The sequence below is a fragment of the Psychrobacillus sp. OK032 genome (assembly GCF_900111345.1).
In the GTDB taxonomy this organism is placed as follows: Bacteria; Bacillota; Bacilli; order Bacillales_A; family Planococcaceae; genus Psychrobacillus.
This window is the reverse complement of the sequence record NZ_FOGY01000017.1, coordinates 1-20,819: the sequence shown is the minus strand read 5'-3', so window position 1 is coordinate 20,819 and position 20,819 is coordinate 1. Positions and strand designations below refer to the sequence as shown.

Here is a 20,819-nt window from a genome sequence, read left to right as displayed (position 1 = left end):
ATTTATACAATTAAGTATAAAGGAAGTGATTTAGTAAGAGGAAAACTGCTCAATCTTATTTGTAGAAAACTGCTCACTTTATTTTAGCGTTTACAACAGTCCCCTTTAGCAAAATGCTGTTTCTTTTATGAATAAATATGATATAGTGAATTTATCAATTTAATTACATATAAACCAAAGCAGTTACTGCTCATACTATCCTCGTTTTATTCGAGGAAGTGTGGGCTTTTTTTGTTAGTTGACAGGAAGTGGAGAGAAATAGTTCATTTTGATCTAGTTCACATTGCATACAATGCATCCAAACTAGCAATTGATAGACTAACTAACCTTCAAACACCTGTACCATAATTCTTAAATTCATACGTTTTGTTTAGAAATCATCCAATATTCTGCTCTTCTATGTTTTTTAAAAGTACGCATTATGAAATTGATTCACTTGAATAAATTTTACTTTTTGATACTAATCATGCACCTTTTTAGAGTAATAGTATCAGTATGTCGAATATTTAGAGATTAATTGCAATTGTGTTGAAGTTTTTGCACCAGAACCATTTTTTGAAAATATTAAGAAGAGATATTATGAAACTAATGTAGTTTTGCATCCGTTCCAAAGATTTTTTCCAACTTCAGCAGCAAAAATGCGTTGGTCAATGAATACCTTCCTAAGTTGGTAAAGAAGTTTTTACCAGTCAAATTGTGAATTTTTTCCAATCTGTACCGCAATGTGCTGTTATGGATAAAAAGTTTTTTGGATGCTTCTTGCAATGTATCGGTATTTAGACAAGTGTCTAGCGTTTTTATTAAGTAAGATTTATATTTTTGATCGTATCTTTCTAAAGGTGTAATAATATGCTCTCGAATTAGCTCATGTTCCTTTGTATTTAACAAGCTCATGATTAATCGAAACTCGAAAAAGTCGTCGAAAAGATAAATATTCTTTTCTGGATAAATTCCTTTTCCTAGAAGATTTGCTCTTTTTGATGATTTTAACGCATTTGCAATTTCAACAAGTTGACTTTGCTTCTGACTGCAGCCAATTGTAAAACCAGAGGGGATATCAATGATTTTTGAAAGATTGTTCAAAAATTCTTTGAATGTGGTGGAACTATGAAACTGACTGTGATTGTTGAAAGTAATAATTAGGTAATATCCATCACTGACATCCGAAATCAGATAGTTTCTTAGATGATTATCTATATATAGGGAAATTTTTTTCTTCAAATAACTAAAGTTGCTAATATTGTAGTTATGTTTTACTCGATCTGATGGTTCTATGAAACACACATAATAATATTCATCTGGGTGCAGCCCCATAACGTTCAACTTACCCTTTATGGCTTCTTCATCCAAGCTAGTATTATAGAAAATTTCATTTGCCAATTGTATTTTGAATTTATTTTCACTCTCTTTTTTTAGAGCATCCTCCAATAGTTTGATAGAAAGGAAGGAAGTAATCTGTTTTGCATTCATCATCGCATCTGAATCCCAGGTATTTAATTGTTGTACGGCAAAATACCCCAAGATTTTATTATAGGCGATACATGGATAGACAAAGAAATTTCCTGTTGAATTGATTATGTATTTTTCCCCAGAGTTAATTAACTGCCAAATCATTTTAGGATTGTTGTTCAATAGATTAATGAATTCCAAAAGCTCTTCCGTATTTTGTGGAGTGTTTCGAGTATACTGATTCAGCAGTTCACCTGTATGAGAAAAGCAAAAGCAATTGCAGGACAAGGATTCTCCTATTTTTTCTAGAAAAAAACTTAAATCTTCCCCTTGCAAAATGGATGTATAGAATTCCTCATGTTTATTATTTAAGGCTTTAATCGTTTTGAATTGTTGACTAATGATGAGAGTAGTTACATCAGAAATAATCGTTCTAAAAGCTATCTCTGTTTCAATAAGAAATAAAGGTATACTGTGTTGATCAGCTAAATTGATTAATGTCTTGGGTATTTTTTTTACAAACCGATTCACTTTGATTCCGATCCCAGAAATTTTCTTTTGAATCAGATTGAATAGAACTTTTTCCATTTTTTCAGGATCATTTGCGCTGGTTGAAAAGGTTGTCAGGACAAAAAGTTCTTCCCCTAAATTAAATTCCGTAAAGTCATCTACTTCCATAACGGTAATGAATTGTACCTTTTTGTTTTTTCCAGTTTTGCCTGCAAGCAAATGGATAGATTTCTTGAAAACATCTAGGTTTTGCAAATCTTCAATATAGACTGTCACTTTATCAACGCCTCCACTTTCAAATATATTTCAAAATTCAAAATAGATAGTATACTATAATTATAGTGAAATTCATCTTGTTTTTCCATGTTTTCTAGTAGAGACATAGCATACATTCCAAATTATACTAATAATATAAAGCGTTTTCAATGAGGCAAAGGAGGTTCTAATATGCAAGGTGTAGGAATAACATCCATCGGGGCGTATATCCCATATTACTTTATGGATCGGAAAACGATTGGTGAAGCATGGGGAATAAAGGGGATGAAAGGATCGAAAAGTATTGCATCAGTTGATGAAGATAGTGTGACCATGTCCGTGGAGGCAGCCCTAGAGTGCCTTAGATACGGGAATCGTAATGAAATTGATGGTTTATACTTCGCTTCTACCACTGCCCCTTATTCAGAAAAATCACATGCTACATTAGTTTCGACAGTTTGTGACCTGAATAAGGATATCTTTGTAGCAGATTTTAATTCATCACTAAGATGTGCAACAAGTGCCTTAAAAGCTGGATATAGTGAAGTTTTATCTGGGAACTCTAGAGCAGTGCTAGTGACTTCAGCAGATAATCGAAATGCATATCCAAAGTCTCAGCAAGAACAAATATTTGGAGATGGTGCTGCTGCGGTAACCATTGGGAGTAAAGAAGTGTTGGCTACAATTGATCATGTTTTTAGTTGTCAAAATGAAATTCATGATATTTGGAGAAATCAAGACGATCTTTATGTTAGAAATGCCGAGTCGAGATTCGCAATTGATGAAGGCTACAACCAATCCGTTGAATATGCCTTCCATAAAATACTAGAGAAGGCGAATCTCTCCGTATCTGATATAAATAAAGTCATCTTACCGACTCCTGGTATGAAAGAAAATATTAAACTAGCGAAAAGTCTCGGTTTAATGGATGAACAAATTCAAGACACCTTTGTTTTATCTATTGGAGTTCTTGGGGCAGCTCAACCATTAACAATGCTGGTCGATGCAATTGAACATGCACAAGTTGGAGACAAGTTAATGTTGATATCTTATGGAAACGGTGCTGATGCATTTATATTTACAGTTACAGAACATATCAATAAAGTCAAGGGTGGAAATTCTGTACAAAAATATTTAGACAATCGGAGTGAATTTAAAGAGTATGGAAGATTCCTGTCGTATAGGGGCGTTCTCGAGGCCGTGCCAGGAGATGATTATAAGATTCCTTCTTCAACAGCTCAAACATGGAGAGAACAGGAAGCATATTTGAAACTATACGGAAGTAAGTGCGAGAACTGTGGCACTCAAGTTTTTCCAATCAGTAGGGTATGTATCCATTGTGGATCAAAGGATGAGTTTGTAAAAGTCAATAAATCAGAGGAAATCACAAAGTTGTTTACGTATTCGATTGATTATTTGGCTGGAAGAAGTGACGATCCGGTTATCGTTCAATCGATTTCAGAGGATGCTAATGGAACAAGATTTTATTTAAATATGACTGATTTTAATAAAGAAAAGATTGAAATTGATATGGAGTTGGAATTTACCTTCCGAAAAATGCACAATCTAGGAAACTTTGTGAACTATTATTGGAAAGTTAGACCAATCCGGAGAAAGAGGGTGTAGGAATGAAAGATTCAGTTGCAATCATTGGAATGGGATGTTCGAAATTCGGTGAAAGATGGGATTGTGGAATATCTGATTTAATACTTGAATCCGTTTATGAAGCATATGAGGATGCAGGTGTTGGCCCACAGGATATTGAGGCTGTTTATTACGGAAATGGCTTTGCAAATGGAGTAGGGGCAACAGCAGTATCTGATACATTGAAACTAAACGGAATCCCTATTATTCGAAATGAGAACTATTGCACATCAGGGCATATTGCATTAATCGAAGCCATTTTAGCGGTTGCAAGTGGCAAGCATAAGGTCGTTATGGCCTTAGGAGCAGAAAAACTGAAAGATACTGGATATCCTGGATTGGGAGTCGGACGTGGTATGAGCCCGGTTTTGGAAGCACGCAGAACAGCACCAGGATCGTTTGCCTTGATTGGTACACGTTATTTCCATGAGTACGGTCTAACTTATGATGAAGGACGTAGCACAATCGGGAAAATTGCTGTAAAAAACCATAAAAATGGGATGCTTTCTCCGAAAGCACACTTTCATAAGGAAATTTCATTAGATGACGTGCTTAATGCACCAATGATAGCTACTCCTCTTGGTTTATACGACTGTTGTGGAAACAGCGATGGATCTGCATGTGCCATCATTACGACAGCTGAAATAGCTAGGAATTTCCGGGATGACCCAATTTATGTGAAAGGGTTTGGAACGGCTATGGATGGAGGTTCTCCATTATACAAACCAAATTTTTCTTGGACAAGTTTTGGTTCGCTTGTCAATTCTTCTAAAACTGCTTATGAAATGGCTGGTATCAAGAATCCTCGTGAAGAAATTGATTTAGCGGAAGTCCATGATTGCTTTTCGGTAACGGAAATGCTTATTTATGAAGATTTTGGGTTTTCTAAAAGAGGAAAGGCAAGAGAAGATATTGAAAATGGTTTCTTCGAATTAGACGGAGGGTTGCCGGTCAATACGGATGGAGGGCTTAAATGTTTCGGGCATCCTGTTGGAGCTAGCGGAATCAGAATGACTTATGAAATCTATAAGCAGCTACAACACAAAGTAGATAATCCGAAACGTCAAGTCAAGAATGCAGCTCGCGGTTTGTCACATACATTCGGTGGCCCACCACAAATAAGCGCTGCATTAATTTTAGGAAATGAAAAAGGATGATTTTAAGAAAGAGGTGACCTATTATTATGGATTACAAGAAGGGTTCAGCTTTAGAAGGTATTAAAATACTTGATCTTGGTAGAGTGATAGCAGCACCATTTGCAGCTGCACTGCTAGCAGATATGGGTGCAGATGTTATAAAGGTCGAAATACCTGGTATTGGGGACGATGCAAGAGATAATTTGCCGAAGAAAGACGGTGAATCTACTTACTTCATGAATTTTAACCGAAGTAAAAAAGGTATTACCTTAGACTTAAAAAAAGGGAAAAGTATATTTCTTAAAATAGTTAAAGAAGTAGATATAATTATTGAAAATTTCCGTCCGGGTGTAATGGATAAACTTGGATTAGGATACGAAGAATTAAAGAAAGTGAATCCAGGACTAATCTATGCATCTGTATCTGGTTTCGGCCAAACGGGACCATACAGCAAACGGGCGGGGTACGATCCGATTGCACAAGCCATGAGCGGTATGATGAGCATCACTGGACAGCCTGAGAATGCACCCCTTCGTGCAGGGGCCTCAGTAGCAGATACCATGGGTGGTACGAATGCAGCCCTCGGAATTTTAGCTGCATTGCACTACCGAAATCGAACCGGCGTCGGACAAATGGTTGATATTTCACTTTTAGATTCAACAATTGTCAGTCTTGCCTCTGTCAGTCAAGTTTATTTGACAGATAGGACCGTACCTCAAAGAAGAGGAAACGGATATGTTGCAGGAGCCCCAGGTGGGTCGTATCAGTGTAAAGATGGATTTGTTATTTTCCTGGCGCTAGGTGACTCAGCATGGCAGAAACTATGTAAAACAATTGGACGAGAAGAATTACTAGAAGATGAAAGGTTTAAAACGAATCAAATTCGAGTCAAGAATTACCTTCAATTAGATGAACTTATAACTGAGTGGACAAGTAACCAGACGGTAAGCGAAGTGGTTGATTTATTATTGTCTGTAGGACTACCAGCAGGTCCAATCTTAGATATGGACCAAGTCTATCATGATCCACATATCATGGGCGATCGTGAAATGTTCACGACAATCAATCATCCAATCGTGGGAAAAGTAGACATTACAAATCAGAGCATAAAAATGTCTGAAACGTCTCCATTTGTTAGAGGATCTTCTCCGTTATTGGGTGAACACAATGTGGAAGTTTATAAAAGTTTTGGCTTTAGTGAAGAAGAAATTGAAGAGTTTAAAAATAATAAGATAATTTAATATTAATAATAATATTGAATATTGTCTTTTATACGAAAGATAAAATCTTGACCATTTTCCACGTATTGATTAATCTTTTCAATCGAAAAATACTCACGATTACCGACCAGAATAAAACGCTTGTCTTCCAATTGTTTTCCTATAGGGCGATCATGCTTTAAGACCGTTGTTTCCACGATTTGTAGAGGTATTCGTAAAGCCAACGTGCAGCTTAATTCCGGAACGCTCGCCGTGATATACAGCCCATGGTAGGCATGTTTTTCCGGAGGTAATCTTTGTCGAATCAATAGATAAAATTGTTTAGGTATCTTTAATGTACCTCATGCCGCACGATTCAATTTTCCGTTGTGAATGTTTTGTCGTACTTACAATTTACGAAAGGTATCGCTCTTTTTGTATGTTTTTTGGAAAAAGCAAGATAATAAACACGCGTAATAATATAATAAATATTATTTATGGAGGAAATGACCAGATGAGTGAAAAAAAACAATATTCTATGGTTGTATTTAGTAATCATACAAAAGGTCTTGAAAGAGAATATTTAGAATGGTATGCGGGGCAACATATTCATGATTTACTAAGAATCCCAGGATATGTAGGTTGCAAATTCTATGAGTTATCTGATAAACAATTATCTGAGGGAGAACAAAAGTATAAATATATGATTATTTGGGATATCGAAACTGATGATATTGATTCAGTAACTAAAGAGATTAAAAGAAGAATGGATGATGGAAGTACTGTTTTTATTCCAGCTTTTGATAGCGCCTACTTTGATGTTACAATGTCTCCTATTACAAAATATGTCACTTCTAAGGAAATTGAAGGTAAATCTGTTGAAGAAGTTTTAGAGATTTCGGAATTAAACAAATTCGTATTTTGATAATGATAAATACTTTTGTCCACATTAATATATCGTTATATTACTTTTTTACTACCACAGGATGACTTAATTAGTTATTCAGTGGTATGTAAAGCAGTTTAAAATATTAATCTACTTTCTTCTAGTGAAAATATTCAGTGTCAATCTATTATAGAAGTCTTTATAAAATAATAAATTCAGCAAATTGCAGTATGCTTATAAAATATTTAAAAGTGATTTTAACAGAGTAGGAGGAAAAACAATGAGTATGGTTGAAAAAAAGATAAGTATGTATGAAAAAATGTTGCAGTTGAAAGAAAAAATCAATGGGGAGGAAGCACAAAAATTTAAGGAATTCTATAATGGGAAATTTTTCAGTGGAGATATTACAATAACCGAAAAAATGGAAACGGTTACACTAACATTTCATCATGGGAAATGCATCGATGTCGTTGAAGGTATTCCGAACAGCGGCTTGGATATCGGGGTTTCAGGATCGAAAGAAGATTGGGATAAATTTGTGACCCATAAGAGTTTGAGTGTAGCGACAAATAAGGGAAATAGCAACAATCTAACGACACATGGAGGAGCCATCCGATTCCGGCAAAATTTCAATGTCGTCGCACAATTAATCAGAGTTTATGCATCCATTAGATAAAAATATTAGATTATGAAAGGGGAAAAATTAATGGGTATTAATGGATTTTATATTACTGTAAGTGGAATCAAAATTTACTGTGAAACAAATAACGGACCTGAAAATGGTGATACGATCATCTGTTTGCATACAGCAGGTAGGGAAAATAGACAATATCATGACATGATGGAAATCTTAAAGGATAAATATCAAATGATTTCATTTGATATGCCTGCCCATGGAAAGAGTTGGCCTCTTGCAGGAAATAAAGTCATCAATAACTATGTAGATTACGGGAAATTTGTTTGGGCAGTTATTGAAGAATTAGGGGTTAAAGATCCAATCGTCATTGGTTGTTCAATGGGAGGAAATATCGTTTATCATTTAGCACAAGAATACCCTGTTAAAGCTATTTGTTCGATGCAAGGATCGGATTATACACCGACTATAGACGAAAAGATTTTGGAATTGTTAAACCACCCATATGTAAATCCGCAACATTCACACTTAGAGTTTTCTGAATGTTTAATAGGAAGTGCAACCACTCAAGAAAGAAGAGATTTCATCCTATGGGGAGTTATGCAGGAAATTGGAATCACTAAACAAGGGGATTTGACACAGTACAATGGTTTTGACGTGCGTGAAAAAATGGATCAAGTAACTTGTCCTGTGCTAGTTGTTCACGGTTTGGACGATAAAATTGCCACAGGTGAAATGGCAGAAGCGACCATGAGCCGTTTGACAAATTGTAAAACCATTGTATATAGGCCTATAGAAGATTATGGCCACTTTATTCTTGTGGAAAATCCTGAACTGGTTAGCGTTTATTTGGACGAATTTATCCAAATGATAGATAAACAGGGAAAGGTAGAGGTTCTTAATTAGTATGTGCAAGGGGATTTTGCCCCTTGCATAAAAAAGAAAAGAGCCAGAAGGCAATGATTATAAAAAGTGTAGAGGCGATTCCAGTGAAAAATCCAGGAAAATCCTAAATGGGCAACAGATAATGTAAAAGCAATAGAAATCGTTATTATAAAAATTGTTGGCGAAGACGGGACATATGGTGTAGCAGAAGGTGTGCAACGTCCAGGTATTTACGGGGAAACACAAGAATCAATTTATTTTGCTATTAAAAATCATTTAGCACCATTATTGATTGGAAAAGATTCCTTCAATATTGAACTTATTTGGAATATAACGGATTAACTTGCTTGGAATCTAGCAGCAAAGGGTGCTCTTGATATTGTTCTTTATGATTTGAATGGAAAGATACATAATACACCCATTTATAATTTACTTGGAGGACTTTATAAAGAAGAAATACCCCTGTCATGGACAAGCATTGGAACTTTCTTTGCTCTTGAAGAAATGGTGGCAGATGCTAAAAAACTTTATGGTCAAGGGTTTAGAGCTGTAAAGGTAAAAGCGGGAGTACACCCAGATAAGGATATTGAAGTATGTAAGCTCATTCATGAAGCATGTGGACCAGACATGAAAATCAACCTTGATCCTTATATGTTATATAGCCGCGAGAATGCACTGAGAGTAGGTATGGAATTAGATGGTATATTAGACAGCTTTGAAGAACCGTTATTGGTTTGTCTCTAAACCTGGATGAATAGAAATGGACTATTATTTAATTTTGATTGCCAAATACAATACAATATAGGAGGTGCAAGAATGAATAAAATAAACCAATCTCCAGAAACAAACATAAATGAAGAGTTAAAAACTAATAGTTTAATTAGCAGAATAATTTCATCAATAAGTGATTTTTTCGATACAATTGTTAGAAAGTTCATGCCGGACCCCTTTATCTTTGCTATCTTGTTAACAGTACTTACCTTATTATTAGGTGTATTTGTTGAAAGGAAGACACCAGTACAAATGATCAATTATTGGGGAGAAGGATTTTGGGGTCTACTTACGTTTGCTATGCAAATGGTGATTGTTTTAATCACGGGATATGTATTGGCTCAGGCACCTTTAATTCAACGTTTTCTCGATAGAGTCGCTAGCTCTGTGCACACACCGAGGGGAGCTGTAATATTAGCTACTTTGGTTGGAGGACTAGGTAGCTACATCAACTGGGGATTTGGTTTAATCGTTGGAAGTATTATTGCTAGAAAATTAGCTGAACGAATTCCTACTCTCCATTATCCTCTCGTAATTGCGGCAGCATATAGTGGTTTTATGTTTTACGGATTGGGACTTTCTGCAACCATTCCTCTATTAATATCAACTAAGGGTCACTTTTTGGAAAATAGTATGGGGATTATCCCTATTAGTGAGACAATATTCTCTCCGTTTTCCATCGCTATTTTCGTTCTCCTAATAGTCTCGCTGCCTATAGTGAATGGTATGATTAGGCCAAAGGGAAAGATTATTGGAGTTGGACACAATGATATTCAAGATCAAGTTAAAAAAACAACAAAAATAGAACCTCAAACTCCAGCTGAAAAGATGGAACGGAGTAAGATTATTGCTTTTTTGGCAGTTACTTTAGGTTTAGTGTTTGTAATTCAATATTTTGCTATACAAAAAGGTAGTTTAGATATCAATATTATCAATTTTATTATGCTTTTTCTGGGTTTAGTACTACATGGTTCACCACGAAATTATCTAAATGCAGTAAATGTAGCCTCTAAAAATGTAGGAGGCATGATTATACAGTTCCCCTTTTATGCGGGAATTATGGGAATGATGGATGGTTCAGGTCTAGTATCTACAATCTCAAAAGGTTTTGTTGTCATTTCTTCACCGGAAACCCTTCCATTTTGGGGATTCCTATCATCCATGGTCATTAACTTTTTTACCCCCTCTGCAGGTGGACACTGGGCTGTACAAGGTCCGTTTATGATTGAAGCAGCTAACGCTATGGGGGCTGATCTTGGTAAAGTAGCCACGTCTGTTCAGTGGGGAAATGCATGGCAAGACATTATTCAACCGATGTGGCTGTTGCCAGCCTTGGCAATTTCTGGCCTTCGTATCCGTGATATTATGGGTTACAATGTAATCGCTTTCCTTTGGGTAGGACTTGTTCTCGGGATTGGTATTTTAATTTGGGGATTTATCTAATTTGAGTAGCATGATGACAATGAATTCAATATAATTATTTAATCAACTGAAACAATTTTCTACTAAGAGGTTATTCTAACCAAGGCTAAAAAATAACGTGTGAACAATTGATAGATAGAAGTGGTAAATTAGCATAAGGATTACGGAAACATATTAACAGTTAGTAGATGAAGAGTCGGTCGAACGAGTGATTGACGATTAAAAATTGTGACCCTGCCAAGGGTCTTTTTTCTTATCACCTGGGAATATCAGGATTCAGGCCGTAAGCCAGTAAAGGAAGCTGTGACCGCTTAAAAAAGCGGTTTTTTTCCCTTCTGGGGTTGAAAATAAAAAGGACGGGAAGTTAGTTAGTTGGATTAACTCTCCACTTTTCCTATGTGGTATGTCAACACTAAATCAAACAACTTTTTTAAGGGAGTTAAATCACTTACTAAAACGGACATCTCTTTATCTACTTGAAATTCTCTATTTAACACATTACGAACAGATTCCTCATTGGGGGAGTAGAAATTGATTTGTAAAAAGCTTGCGTGTATTTAGATACAATTACAAGCTCTTTCATGAACCGGCCAAGACGTCGTCTTGAAACAGTTAGATCAGCTTTTTTTAATGCATCTTTTATTCTTCTGGTCCCGTATATTATTCGATTTTCATGGAAAATCATCAGCACTTTCTCTTTTAATTCTTGCTCTTCTTCTAACTTTTCTTGCTCTTTTTGAGCTGCAATTCCTGTGTCATAATAAAAAGTACTACGAGCTATTTCAAGGACTTCACACATTGCTGATATCGAATATTTGTGCTTATTTTGCTCAATTACATTTATCTTCGTCCCATTATCAGCGCGGCTTGCTTTAAAATATCTACTTCCATTTCAAGCTGTTTATTTCGTTTTTCATGCGTTTTAAGTCCAGCGCCTTTTCTTCTGAACAATGTGATGCATTTTATCCTATTACCTTATATTGTGATGGGTGCAACAAGGATACGACCACTATAAATTCTTTTAACGAAGAACTTGGAGAAATTGAATACGAGTGTACTTGTGGTAGGGAAGGAATGCAAAAACTAGGTGATAGAAACAGGATAAAACTAAATTGGAATGTAACTGGTAGTTATAATGTGTCCAAAATAATTGCCAAAGAAATTTTTGATTATGAGGTGCCTGATTATACTGCTTATGAATTTATCGGACTAAAAGGGACAAATCAAAAAATGTCTAGCTCATCTGGAAACGTACTTACACCAAAGGATCTTTTACTAGGCTATACTCCGGAACTTATACTATTTATGTTTGCCAAATACAAACCGAGTGCTTCCTTTCGTATCGGACTTGATGAGGATGTACTGCGCAATTACGCAGAGTATGACTGCTACCAAACCTCTTATGCAAAGGGATTAATAAAAGAAGAAGGCATTCGACTTACATTGGAGTTGGCTTGTGCCGCTAGAATAGATAGACATCCTAGTTTTAACCAAGTTGCTAGTAATTTCTCACTTATAGGCTTTAACCAGGAGTTATTACAAACTTCGTTAAGTCGAACAGGAGTAGAATATACAATGGAAGAGATATATCTGATCAGCGACAGGGTAGCTCATTGGATAAAATATTGGAATTCTCATCGCTCGGTTAGTATAAATCAGAAAAATAATGTCTTGTACTTCAATAGTTTAACGGTTGAGCAACGAATAAAAGTGAACCAACTAACAGAGTTACTCAAAAATGAGACTTCCTAATTAGGAGATTCCTTAATGAATCGAATTTATGCCATTTGCTACGAAGGTGATAAAAAAAGAATGCGTGAAAGCCAGAAAGACTTATATAAAAATATCTATCAGCTAGTTATGGGCCAGAGCAGTGGGCCCCGAATACCTTTACTTATAAGTGCAGTTGGTCGGGAGAAAATGATTAAATTACTTACATTTTCCTGAATAGATGTTACTGTGTCTAATACATTTTTACTCATCCAAACAATCGTGAATGCTTAATTTTTCACGATTTTTTCTGATAATTAAGACTCATATCCGGCGCTATCTAAATAACCACTATTTTCCTTCGGTGGTGATAGAAGAGTCATAAACCAATTTCTTCAATTTAATTCTTAAGCATTGTTTTTGTGGGAATTGCAACTTCTCCCTTTACCTTCAAGTCTAAAAGTGGAATATTATAACTATTGATAGGTTACTAGAGGAGGAGAAGAATGTTCACGTGTGGGGTATTATTGTATAATGAAGAAAATTGGTATCATTCAAAAGTGATTGTTTCTAAACTCTTGATGAGGCATTTCCTATGAAAGTGTTAGATGTAGATTTATTTCAAGATGGAATACAGCGCAATATTGCGATGCTTGAAAGGTTAAGAAGCGAAACAGATACAATCTATCAGGCCGTGTTAGGACTAGTTGAGATGGAGGAGCAATTGAAAGGAGTAGGGGGTAATGCCATTCGCTCCTTTTATAGAGAATGTCATGTGCCGTTTCTTCAATTTTTCCGAATGTTTTCCGAAAGCTTTAAAAAAGTGCTTGAACAGATGGAAGCAGCACTTCACTCGCTCGAACCAGATTCGGCAGGCTACATACTAGAACGATTCCTAGAAGGCGAACTGGAAGAAGGACTTACACTAATTGGTCAGTTGACGGCTAGTTTGACGGACGAGACAAACAGTATCATGGATCAGGTGAGCGATATTGTCAGTCTACCTCATCTGGATGATAGTGGAGTGCAGGAAGGTGTCATTAATTCTAAGAAAAAACGGAATGACACGGTCACGGGACTTAACGTATTCGATGCAACCCAAACATTCGCACTAAATTCAATTGAACAAGATTTACAGGCAATGGACACGTGGCTTGCGGATATGGAAGGACTATTCAAAGCAGGGGTAAAGGACATCACCTTCGTGCAAAGCCAATGGGATGTTCTTACATTAAGAAGTCATATTAGAACGGAGCTGTTCCCAAAAGTATACTTAAATCCTAGTGACTTATGGGTAGAAAAACAGGAACAGCTGATAGGTACAATGATCACTGCAGCAACTTTCCAAAACCTTGAAGGGAAAAAAGTGACCACTGTCGAAGAACACGTAGAGGAAAATGTAAAATACCATCAGTATGAAAATGGTTTGCTGATTAAAGAGTATACTGTAGGCCAAACAGTTTTCTATGAAGTTGTTTCTAAAGTGGAATATAAACAAGAAAGTGTTCAAGTTGATAATCCGAAGGAAAATAAAGTACTAGATTTCATTCAGACGGGATTAGATATAGTTGGTCTTATACCGGTTGTTGGTGAAGTGGCAGATGGCGTAAATGGCGTTATCTATTCAGCTAGAGGAGATGCATTAAATGCGACCCTTTCTTTTTCGGCGATGATTCCCGTCGTGGGCATGGCGAGTACAGGTGGGAAACTTGCTGTAAAAGGAAGTAAGGCAATAGAGGATGCTCAGAATGCAAGTAAAGCAATAGATATTGTTAAAGGTGGATCCAAGGGTAGAGATACACTCTTATTACCAGGAGAAGGAAAAGTCGGAACATATGAAGAATTAATAGATGCTGGAACACGTGGGGATAACATAACACCTCATCATATGCCTTCTGCAAAATTTCTTCAAACAAACGCAGAAGTACATAAAAATGATGGAGTAAGTATGAATATGGAGCATCCTCATCCTGGAAAAGGAGGAAGACACCGTCAAACAGAAACATATGGAATGACTGGTAAGAGATTAGAAGATTATCTCAATCTCCAACCTCGCAATGCTTTAGCACGTGATATAATGGATGCAAGAGGTATTTATATTAAAGAAGGGCTTTATACTCCAGAGATTCGATCAGGGTTAATGGAGGTAATAAGATTAAATAAATCGAAGTACCCGGATATGTTTGATAGATAATAGGGGGTAGGCTTAATTGAAAATTCAATTTGAACTTACAGAATTAAAGAATAATCGTTTGTTACGAGATGAGAATGAAGTAGAAAAATTTGAAAAATCTATAGAAAATATTTTAGAGATGAAAGATGTTAATCATATAGAAGTATTGTGTCAAGGGTTTGATGATTTAACTGAAAACGATGAAGTAATGTTTGGATTGATTCATGCCATTGAATCTTATGATAACATTGTTGGATCTGAAGTATCACTAAAAGTATTAGCAAATAGTATTCCTAAAATGATTCCTCATGCTAAGGAATGGTTAAAAATACTTCAAAAGAGGATATTAAATCATGAACCATCCCTAAATATTTATAAGGAAATTATACCTACATTGAACAAGGATGTTCAGGATTTTATTATTTCTCAATTAACTATTATTAAAGAAAAGAACCCGAATAAATTTGAAAAAAGTGTAAATTCAATCTTAGAATATTTAAAGTAACTTTACAACCTTGATTGGCTATAACCATTTAAGGTTTCTTTTTATGTACTACATAGTAAGCGTGCAATCTGGAATTTTAAGAATCATCCAATCAAAGGGGAAGCGTGACGACACAGTCACGGGACTGCATGAATTCGATGCGACCCAAACAACCGCACTAAATTCCATTGAATAAGATCTACAAGCGATGGACATGTGGCTGGTGGATATAGAAGGTCTGTTCAAAGCAGGGGTAAAGGATATCACCTTCGTGCAAAGCCAATGGGATGTGCTTACGTTAAGAAGTCAAGAGAGTGTTCAAGTTGATAAACCGAAGGAAAATAAAGGACTAGATACTTTTCAGACCGTATTAGATGTAGCGGGGCTTGTCCCAGGATTTGGAGAAGTAGCAGATGGTATAAACGGAGTTATTTATTCGTTTAGAGGAGATACAACGAATGCGGCACTTTCTTTTTGGAGCGATGATTCCCTTTTCAGGCTGGGCGAGTACGGGCGGGAAATTTGTCAATAAAGGAGACGATTTATATCAAGCAAGAAATGTTGTGAGCACGGAGAAAATGGAATCCGTTTATTCGCCAATTTACCAAGATGTCGTCAACAGCCCACTTACAGATACTCCCATGAAAAAAGATGAGCCTTGGGATATGGGACACAAACCAGGTTTTGAATTTAGAAAGCACCAATAAAGTGCTATGGAAAGAGGTATAACGAGGAAAGAGTTTTTGGATGAACATAACAATCCAAACCATTATATTCAGGAATTACCATCCTCAAATAGGAGTCATAAGGGCGAGGATTTAACAGATAATTATTTTGGAGATTAATAATAAGTTATTATTTTAGGAGGTTTACTATGACAATTACGAGTGAGAATAAAATTATAGCAAGAACTGCTTTAGAAACATTCGGAGGAAAGCCTAGTGTATCAAAGCATTGGGATAACGATAGTGTTAGTAATGTAGATATTTTAGCAACTATAGATAGACCTTATGATGGTGTCACATCTTACTCTACTATTGGGTTATCTGATTATTCAATTGGATACTCAGTCGATGAAAAGCCTTTAAGAATAGAAATTGTTGGAGCAGGTGCTACAATATTTGAATTTTTTCCTAATATAATATCTACATGTGCCTTCAATATAATAAATACAAAATTACCTATTTCTCATGGGGGAATTTTTAAAGATGTAGTAAAAATGTACTATACTGATAGTGATATGGAACATGTTCTATTTACGTCCCCTTTTCTGTGGGAAAAACTTCAGTCCATAGATTTCCCAGACAAAAAAGTTACATGGTTACTTGCAGTACCAATATCAACAAAAGAGTACTTGTATGCAGAGAAAGAAGGAACAGAAGCTCTTGAAGATTTGTTCGAGAAAAAGCAAATAGATATATTTGATTTAAGGAGAAAATCTGCTCTATAAGTATACTCTATACCTAGATTAGCTAATGCTTTTTAAGGTTACCATTTTTTACAATGATTACGATGGCGATAGAACTACTCCACTAAATTTAACTCCTTAATGTCGATGAATAACTTATTCTCTATGTGTCTGATGAAATAAGAGAAAAAGAAAACTGGCTGTATTATGTGATATACTAAAAAAACAATTATTTTAAAGGATTTTTAGAATATGAGAACTGTAAAATTTTAATAAAGGAATTTTAAGGAGTCTGTTTAGTTAAAGCAAAAGAGTATCTTGATACTGAAATAAGAAATCAAGTGGCAGGTGTTTTAGTTAAGAAAACGGGAAGTACTTGAAATTTTTAAAAGATAATCAATAAATAGAACATAAATTAACTGAGCTTAAAGCACTTGTCTACTATTAGTGACTAGTGCTTTTTTGCATTTTTACATACATAGGTCTAATAATCATGATTAATTATATGCTAAATAAGTTAAGCAGGGAAGTTGAAGCATCTATCAGGCAGTGTTAGGACTAGTTGAAATGGAGGAACAATTGAAAGGAGCAGGGGGTAATGCCATTCGCTCCTTTTATAGAGAATGGCATATGCCGTTTCTTCAATTTTTCCGAATGTTTTCTCATAATTTTAATCAAGTGCTGCAACAGATGGAGGTAGCTCTTCACTCGTTCGAACCAGATTCGGCAGGCTACATACTAGAACGATTCCTAGAAGGCGAACTGGAAGAAGGACTTACACTAATTGGTCAATTGACTGCCAGTTTGACAGACGAGACAAACTGTATCATGGATCAGGTGAGTGATATTGTCAGTCTACCTCATTTGGATGATAGTGGAGTGCAGGAAGGTGTCATCAATTCTAAGAAAAAACGGAATGACACGGTCACGGGACTTAACGTATTCGATGCAACCCAAACTTCTGGATCATGTTTAACATTTCTATTAAAGTTCACTTCAATTTCTTTTATTCTAGGTACATTATCTAAAAAATTACCATTATCCATACCCTTAGACCCAACATTGACTATTGCTGAAGGTAGAGCGATAGAAGGAAATGCGGCCCCCAAAATGGCTATACAAGAAGCGCTTAAAGACAAAATTGCAGAACTGCGAAAACAAGGACTTTCCAGAGCAGATGCGACAAAGGAAGCTTCAGAATGGTTGGAAACAAAAGCAGCACTCCATAATCCAGATCAAATAGCTGGAGGAAGAGCAGACATTATTGGAGGTTTGGGGGATAAAAGAGTAAATTCCTCCATAGGTTCTCAATGGAAATATAGGATTGACATTGTTAATGAACAAATAATGGAAAATGCTAAGAATATGACACCTGAACAGCTTAAGAATACTTATTTAAATGTAAAATTAACTAAATAATCAAAGGAGGGTCTTTATAAGTGGAAACTATATTTAGTGATTTTATAAAACATGAAACTGTTGATGAAGCAGTTATTTTAAAGTATAAGGATAAACTTCCTGAAGAATTAATAGAAACATGGGAAAAATATGGTTTTGGTAGTTTCGCAAATGACTATTTAAAAGTTATTAATCCAGACGATTATTTAGATATTTTAGAGAGAAGTTACCTAAGGTATGAACAGGCGATTCCTATTTTTACAACCGCAATGGATGATATCATAGTATGGGAAAAAGATAAGTATGTAAACTTATTAAACTTTCGGAAAGGATATGTTAATGTTGTTTCATCCGGATTTGAGTTCTTTTTTGATGACTTAAAAGATAATGACTTTATGAACGATGAATTAATGTGGCAGCCTTATCCTGAAGCGATTAGTAAATACAGTGCCCCTAACTACGACGAGTGTTTTGGATACACCCCTTTATTAGGGTTAGGTGGAACAGAAAAAGTTGAAAATCTAAAAACAGTGAAACTAAAAGAACATATATTAATTATCACTGAATTCATGGGCCCTATTGAATAACAAGTAACAAAGTTTTAGTTAAGATGAGTGAACAATGAGTAAATCATGAACTAAACTGGAAGATGTATTTTCTTCCAGTTTTTAATATTGTTATCTTGGAGTATTGACAACCTCATCCACTTCTGTAACGACGGCTCCGTTATTACTAAAGTACTGACGAAGTTAAAGAAATTGAATTTGGAAAGCACATTATAAAAGGTGAAAACGGTAAGAAACAACTACTCGAACTTGTCTTGAAAAAGGCTGATAGAAATAAATATGCGCAGGTAAATGTAGGGGAAAAGACAGATTACCAGATGATGATGGCGGACATTTAATAGGAGCACAATTTAATGGACCTCCTGATATAGATAATCTTGTACCGCAAAATAGTCAAATTAATAGGAGGGGTGGAGTTTGGTAGGAATGGAGACTGAGGGGTTTTGAAATAGAATTAAACGAGTTATATAAAGAAATTGCGCAACAGGTTAATGATATGATTCCAACTGAATGGGATAATTTCTGTTTTAATAGTGAAATTAAGAAGGGTGAAGGAGGAGTTTTCTTCTTTTTTAAGCCCAAAGCTGAGGAACAACACGTTTTTTCACATGATATTCCCTAAAAATATAGTGTAGATAAGAGAGCTTACAATAACGAATTGCATAAATTATTTCAACTAACTGTTGAACTCCAAAAAGTTTTTACTGATAATGATCAAGAATCTTGGTTTTCAGTGACATTATTGTTAAATGATGCAGGGAAATTTAATGTACATTTTGATTATACAAATTGGCATGAAAGTGAATTTGGTCCAGCAGCTAGAATTAAGTATTTTGAATATAAATATATAAACCAAAACAATGAAACGCTGGATTTAGATTTAATAGAGAAAATGAAGGAATTTGAAGAAAAGTAAACAATAAAGCACCTGATTGCCTTTTAGGTAACAGGTGCTTTTGTTTTGGGGAGTAATTTAAGAATAAAACAAGATGTATAAATGAGACCAGCTTGAAATTCAGAATACATGAAGGTAGTACAATCATGGAGCAATGTTTCAACCGGTAAATGAACTTGATAATGGGTGGGAATTTTTGTCTGATATAGATACAGAAGAATATTTTGCGGATGCATCTGATATGTCTATTTGCGTTTAAGGAACTATTCATGAAATAGAACCTGCGATAATGAATATATTTGATATGCCATTCTGGACAGATATCACCATACTGGTCAAAATAATACAAAGTACTTTGTATATACTGAGTCTGAAGAAAGGGTGATTTTTTAGTAGATGAATGAAAATGGAGATAACAGTGAATATGGGAATTTAACAGATCATCTAGTAAACTAGTATTATTCGTTTACTGGAGGTTTATTTATTATCCTATTATAAATCTTTGTCTTGCTTCAAAGTTCAAATTGACCATTAGCATTCTAGAAAACCACAAGTATCAAATGAGTTTCTTCTGTATATAGTATACCTACTTTGATTATTTAAACTCTCTGACCAGCTTATAAAAAGTGGTCCTTTAAACTCCTATTTTTTTTATTGCCGTGGTCTCTCCTAATTTCCACAGGCTATATGCTTGTGCCGTTTTACAAAGTCACATTAATTCCTTCACGCTGTCGTTTTCACAGTCAATTACGTTCTTCTTCTGCTATCTCATGGAAGAATCTGTAATACAAGGACTTTAATGAATGTAGGAAGTATCTGAAGTGGAGAATTATACATTGAAACTTGCCTTAAAATAAATGGATATTCATTTCCTTTTACTTGAAATAGGAAATGAAGGTCCTCTTAATATGGATGCTCAGTTATGAAGAAAGTTTAATGTAGAATTTTCTGATACCCCCCCTAATTTGTACCTTTCCGTGGAGAGAAGAAATACGTGAATGAGTTTCTTTTATCAAAAAGTATAGGTAAATGGGTGATTCAACATTATTATATAGAAGATACGAGAAAAAACTTGCAATAAGATTTAAAGGGTGTTATGATTATCACCTGTCGTTTTAATTACTAAATTTCTTCTGAAAAGAATTAAGAAAGTTATTGACAATGACATTTGAATTTGTTAAGATATAAAAGTCGCCAGAAAACGTGACGACGAAAAATGAACATTGAAAACTGAACATGCAAAACGTTAAGAAATATAGCTTGAAAGATTAACTTGTTAGTCTGATAGCAAAACAATTTTGACATCATTTAATGATGATGCCAGCAAAACAAAATGAGCTTTTTAAGTTCTCTATTATGGAGAGTTTGATCCTGGCTCAGGACGAACGCTGGCG

General features: G+C 35.2%; 19 protein-coding genes and 5 pseudogenes. 20 read left to right on the top strand and 4 right to left on the bottom strand.

What is annotated here, in order from left to right; all coding sequences use genetic code 11:
• Positions 1 to 585 precede the first annotated feature (585 nt).
• Entirely contained in the window at positions 586 to 2,235 is a 1,650-nt protein-coding gene (locus tag BMZ04_RS20880) for a PucR family transcriptional regulator (protein WP_093277262.1), read from the bottom strand.
• 171 nt (positions 2,236 to 2,406) lie between these two features.
• Here BMZ04_RS20880 and BMZ04_RS20875 point away from each other — a divergent pair, with 171 nt between their 5' ends.
• The 3 genes from BMZ04_RS20875 to BMZ04_RS20865 are packed head-to-tail and all read left to right on the top strand — an operon-like array spanning position 2,407 to position 6,235.
• A complete protein-coding gene (locus BMZ04_RS20875) occupies positions 2,407 to 3,840 on the top strand; it encodes a zinc ribbon domain-containing protein (protein WP_093277256.1) in 1,434 nt (477 codons plus the stop codon).
• A 2-nt stretch (positions 3,841 to 3,842) separates the two neighbouring features.
• On the top strand, positions 3,843 to 5,015 hold the full coding sequence (locus BMZ04_RS20870) for an acetyl-CoA acetyltransferase (RefSeq protein WP_093277253.1): 1,173 nt from the start codon (positions 3,843 to 3,845) through the stop codon (positions 5,013 to 5,015).
• Positions 5,016 to 5,041: 26 nt separating this feature from the next.
• Positions 5,042 to 6,235 (top strand): CaiB/BaiF CoA transferase family protein, encoded by a 1,194-nt coding sequence (locus BMZ04_RS20865; RefSeq protein WP_093277250.1) that lies wholly within the window; start codon positions 5,042 to 5,044, stop codon positions 6,233 to 6,235.
• 2 nt (positions 6,236 to 6,237) lie between these two features.
• Here the strand turns inward: BMZ04_RS20865 and BMZ04_RS20860 are convergent, their stop codons facing one another.
• On the bottom strand, positions 6,238 to 6,522 hold the full coding sequence (locus BMZ04_RS20860) for a hypothetical protein (RefSeq protein WP_177184535.1): 285 nt from the start codon (positions 6,520 to 6,522) through the stop codon (positions 6,238 to 6,240).
• 110 nt (positions 6,523 to 6,632) lie between these two features.
• Here BMZ04_RS20860 and BMZ04_RS20855 point away from each other — a divergent pair, with 110 nt between their 5' ends.
• The 6 genes and pseudogenes from BMZ04_RS20855 to BMZ04_RS20830 all read left to right on the top strand — a co-directional run bounded on the left by BMZ04_RS20855 (position 6,633) and on the right by BMZ04_RS20830 (position 10,812).
• Entirely contained in the window at positions 6,633 to 7,118 is a 486-nt protein-coding gene (locus BMZ04_RS20855; RefSeq protein WP_177184534.1) for a hypothetical protein, read from the top strand.
• Between the two features lie 241 nt (positions 7,119 to 7,359).
• The gene (locus BMZ04_RS20850; protein WP_093277244.1) at positions 7,360 to 7,755 is read left to right on the top strand and encodes a hypothetical protein; all 396 of its coding nucleotides are present in this window, start codon (positions 7,360 to 7,362) and stop codon (positions 7,753 to 7,755) included.
• Between the two features lie 30 nt (positions 7,756 to 7,785).
• Entirely contained in the window at positions 7,786 to 8,619 is an 834-nt protein-coding gene (locus BMZ04_RS20845; protein WP_177184533.1) for an alpha/beta fold hydrolase, read from the top strand.
• A gap of 90 nt (positions 8,620 to 8,709) precedes the next feature.
• A pseudogene (locus BMZ04_RS20840) lies at positions 8,710 to 9,024 on the top strand (hypothetical protein); the annotation flags it as partial.
• Between the two features lie 78 nt (positions 9,025 to 9,102).
• Positions 9,103 to 9,342 (top strand): enolase C-terminal domain-like protein, encoded by a 240-nt coding sequence (locus BMZ04_RS20835; RefSeq protein WP_255368055.1) that lies wholly within the window; start codon positions 9,103 to 9,105, stop codon positions 9,340 to 9,342.
• A gap of 72 nt (positions 9,343 to 9,414) precedes the next feature.
• A complete protein-coding gene (locus BMZ04_RS20830; RefSeq protein WP_218145536.1) occupies positions 9,415 to 10,812 on the top strand; it encodes a short-chain fatty acid transporter in 1,398 nt (465 codons plus the stop codon).
• A 469-nt stretch (positions 10,813 to 11,281) separates the two neighbouring features.
• Here the strand turns inward: BMZ04_RS20830 and BMZ04_RS20825 are convergent, their stop codons facing one another.
• Positions 11,282 to 11,539, bottom strand: coding sequence for an IS3 family transposase (locus BMZ04_RS20825; RefSeq protein ID WP_369802703.1), 258 nt, complete (start codon positions 11,537 to 11,539; stop codon positions 11,282 to 11,284).
• Positions 11,540 to 11,548: 9 nt separating this feature from the next.
• A pseudogene (locus BMZ04_RS23225) lies at positions 11,549 to 11,703 on the bottom strand (IS3 family transposase); the annotation flags it as partial.
• Positions 11,704 to 11,706: 3 nt separating this feature from the next.
• Here BMZ04_RS23225 and BMZ04_RS20820 point away from each other — a divergent pair.
• The 11 genes and pseudogenes from BMZ04_RS20820 to BMZ04_RS22995 all read left to right on the top strand — a co-directional run bounded on the left by BMZ04_RS20820 (position 11,707) and on the right by BMZ04_RS22995 (position 19,684).
• A complete protein-coding gene (locus BMZ04_RS20820) occupies positions 11,707 to 12,543 on the top strand; it encodes a nucleotidyl transferase family protein (protein WP_093277228.1) in 837 nt (278 codons plus the stop codon).
• 553 nt (positions 12,544 to 13,096) lie between these two features.
• The gene (locus tag BMZ04_RS20810; protein WP_093277218.1) at positions 13,097 to 14,695 is read left to right on the top strand and encodes a T7SS effector LXG polymorphic toxin; all 1,599 of its coding nucleotides are present in this window, start codon (positions 13,097 to 13,099) and stop codon (positions 14,693 to 14,695) included.
• A 16-nt stretch (positions 14,696 to 14,711) separates the two neighbouring features.
• The gene (locus tag BMZ04_RS20805) at positions 14,712 to 15,179 is read left to right on the top strand and encodes an Imm30 family immunity protein (RefSeq protein ID WP_093277214.1); all 468 of its coding nucleotides are present in this window, start codon (positions 14,712 to 14,714) and stop codon (positions 15,177 to 15,179) included.
• Positions 15,180 to 15,372: 193 nt separating this feature from the next.
• Positions 15,373 to 15,690, top strand: coding sequence for a hypothetical protein (locus tag BMZ04_RS20800; RefSeq protein ID WP_218145535.1), 318 nt, complete (start codon positions 15,373 to 15,375; stop codon positions 15,688 to 15,690).
• An 82-nt stretch (positions 15,691 to 15,772) separates the two neighbouring features.
• Positions 15,773 to 16,003: pseudogene (locus tag BMZ04_RS20795) on the top strand (HNH/ENDO VII family nuclease); the annotation flags it as partial.
• A gap of 29 nt (positions 16,004 to 16,032) precedes the next feature.
• A complete protein-coding gene (locus BMZ04_RS20790) occupies positions 16,033 to 16,608 on the top strand; it encodes a suppressor of fused domain protein (protein ID WP_093277206.1) in 576 nt (191 codons plus the stop codon).
• 525 nt (positions 16,609 to 17,133) lie between these two features.
• Positions 17,134 to 17,985, top strand: coding sequence for a T7SS effector LXG polymorphic toxin (locus BMZ04_RS20785; RefSeq protein ID WP_093277203.1), 852 nt, complete (start codon positions 17,134 to 17,136; stop codon positions 17,983 to 17,985).
• Between the two features lie 20 nt (positions 17,986 to 18,005).
• Positions 18,006 to 18,551: a T6SS immunity protein Tdi1 domain-containing protein gene (locus tag BMZ04_RS20780; protein ID WP_093277200.1), complete on the top strand. Its 546-nt coding sequence runs from the start codon at positions 18,006 to 18,008 to the stop codon at positions 18,549 to 18,551.
• A 170-nt stretch (positions 18,552 to 18,721) separates the two neighbouring features.
• Positions 18,722 to 18,951 (top strand): annotated as a pseudogene (locus BMZ04_RS20775) (DNA/RNA non-specific endonuclease); the annotation flags it as partial.
• 12 nt (positions 18,952 to 18,963) lie between these two features.
• Positions 18,964 to 19,446, top strand: a pseudogene (locus BMZ04_RS20770) (immunity protein YezG family protein).
• A gap of 133 nt (positions 19,447 to 19,579) precedes the next feature.
• Positions 19,580 to 19,684, top strand: coding sequence for an immunity protein Imm33 domain-containing protein (locus tag BMZ04_RS22995; protein WP_255368054.1), 105 nt, complete (start codon positions 19,580 to 19,582; stop codon positions 19,682 to 19,684).
• Positions 19,685 to 20,819 lie beyond the last annotated feature (1,135 nt).

What these genes read in the sequence shown, in the direction of transcription:
- BMZ04_RS20875 (WP_093277256.1), top strand. Translation starts at nt 2,407, where the DNA reads ATGCAAGGTGTAGGAATAACATCCATCGGGGCGTATATCCCATATTAC.
- BMZ04_RS20870 (WP_093277253.1), top strand. Translation starts at nt 3,843, where the DNA reads ATGAAAGATTCAGTTGCAATCATTGGAATGGGATGTTCGAAATTCGGT.
- BMZ04_RS20865 (WP_093277250.1), top strand. Translation starts at nt 5,042, where the DNA reads ATGGATTACAAGAAGGGTTCAGCTTTAGAAGGTATTAAAATACTTGAT.
- BMZ04_RS20855 (WP_177184534.1), top strand. Translation starts at nt 6,633, where the DNA reads ATGTTTTTTGGAAAAAGCAAGATAATAAACACGCGTAATAATATAATA.
- BMZ04_RS20850 (WP_093277244.1), top strand. Translation starts at nt 7,360, where the DNA reads ATGAGTATGGTTGAAAAAAAGATAAGTATGTATGAAAAAATGTTGCAG.
- BMZ04_RS20845 (WP_177184533.1), top strand. Translation starts at nt 7,786, where the DNA reads ATGGGTATTAATGGATTTTATATTACTGTAAGTGGAATCAAAATTTAC.
- BMZ04_RS20835 (WP_255368055.1), top strand. Translation starts at nt 9,103, where the DNA reads ATGGTGGCAGATGCTAAAAAACTTTATGGTCAAGGGTTTAGAGCTGTA.
- BMZ04_RS20830 (WP_218145536.1), top strand. Translation starts at nt 9,415, where the DNA reads ATGAATAAAATAAACCAATCTCCAGAAACAAACATAAATGAAGAGTTA.
- BMZ04_RS20820 (WP_093277228.1), top strand. Translation starts at nt 11,707, where the DNA reads ATGCGTTTTAAGTCCAGCGCCTTTTCTTCTGAACAATGTGATGCATTT.
- BMZ04_RS20810 (WP_093277218.1), top strand. Translation starts at nt 13,097, where the DNA reads ATGAAAGTGTTAGATGTAGATTTATTTCAAGATGGAATACAGCGCAAT.
- BMZ04_RS20800 (WP_218145535.1), top strand. Translation starts at nt 15,373, where the DNA reads ATGTGGCTGGTGGATATAGAAGGTCTGTTCAAAGCAGGGGTAAAGGAT.
- BMZ04_RS20790 (WP_093277206.1), top strand. Translation starts at nt 16,033, where the DNA reads ATGACAATTACGAGTGAGAATAAAATTATAGCAAGAACTGCTTTAGAA.
- BMZ04_RS20785 (WP_093277203.1), top strand. Translation starts at nt 17,134, where the DNA reads ATGGAGGAACAATTGAAAGGAGCAGGGGGTAATGCCATTCGCTCCTTT.
- BMZ04_RS22995 (WP_255368054.1), top strand. Translation starts at nt 19,580, where the DNA reads ATGTTTCAACCGGTAAATGAACTTGATAATGGGTGGGAATTTTTGTCT.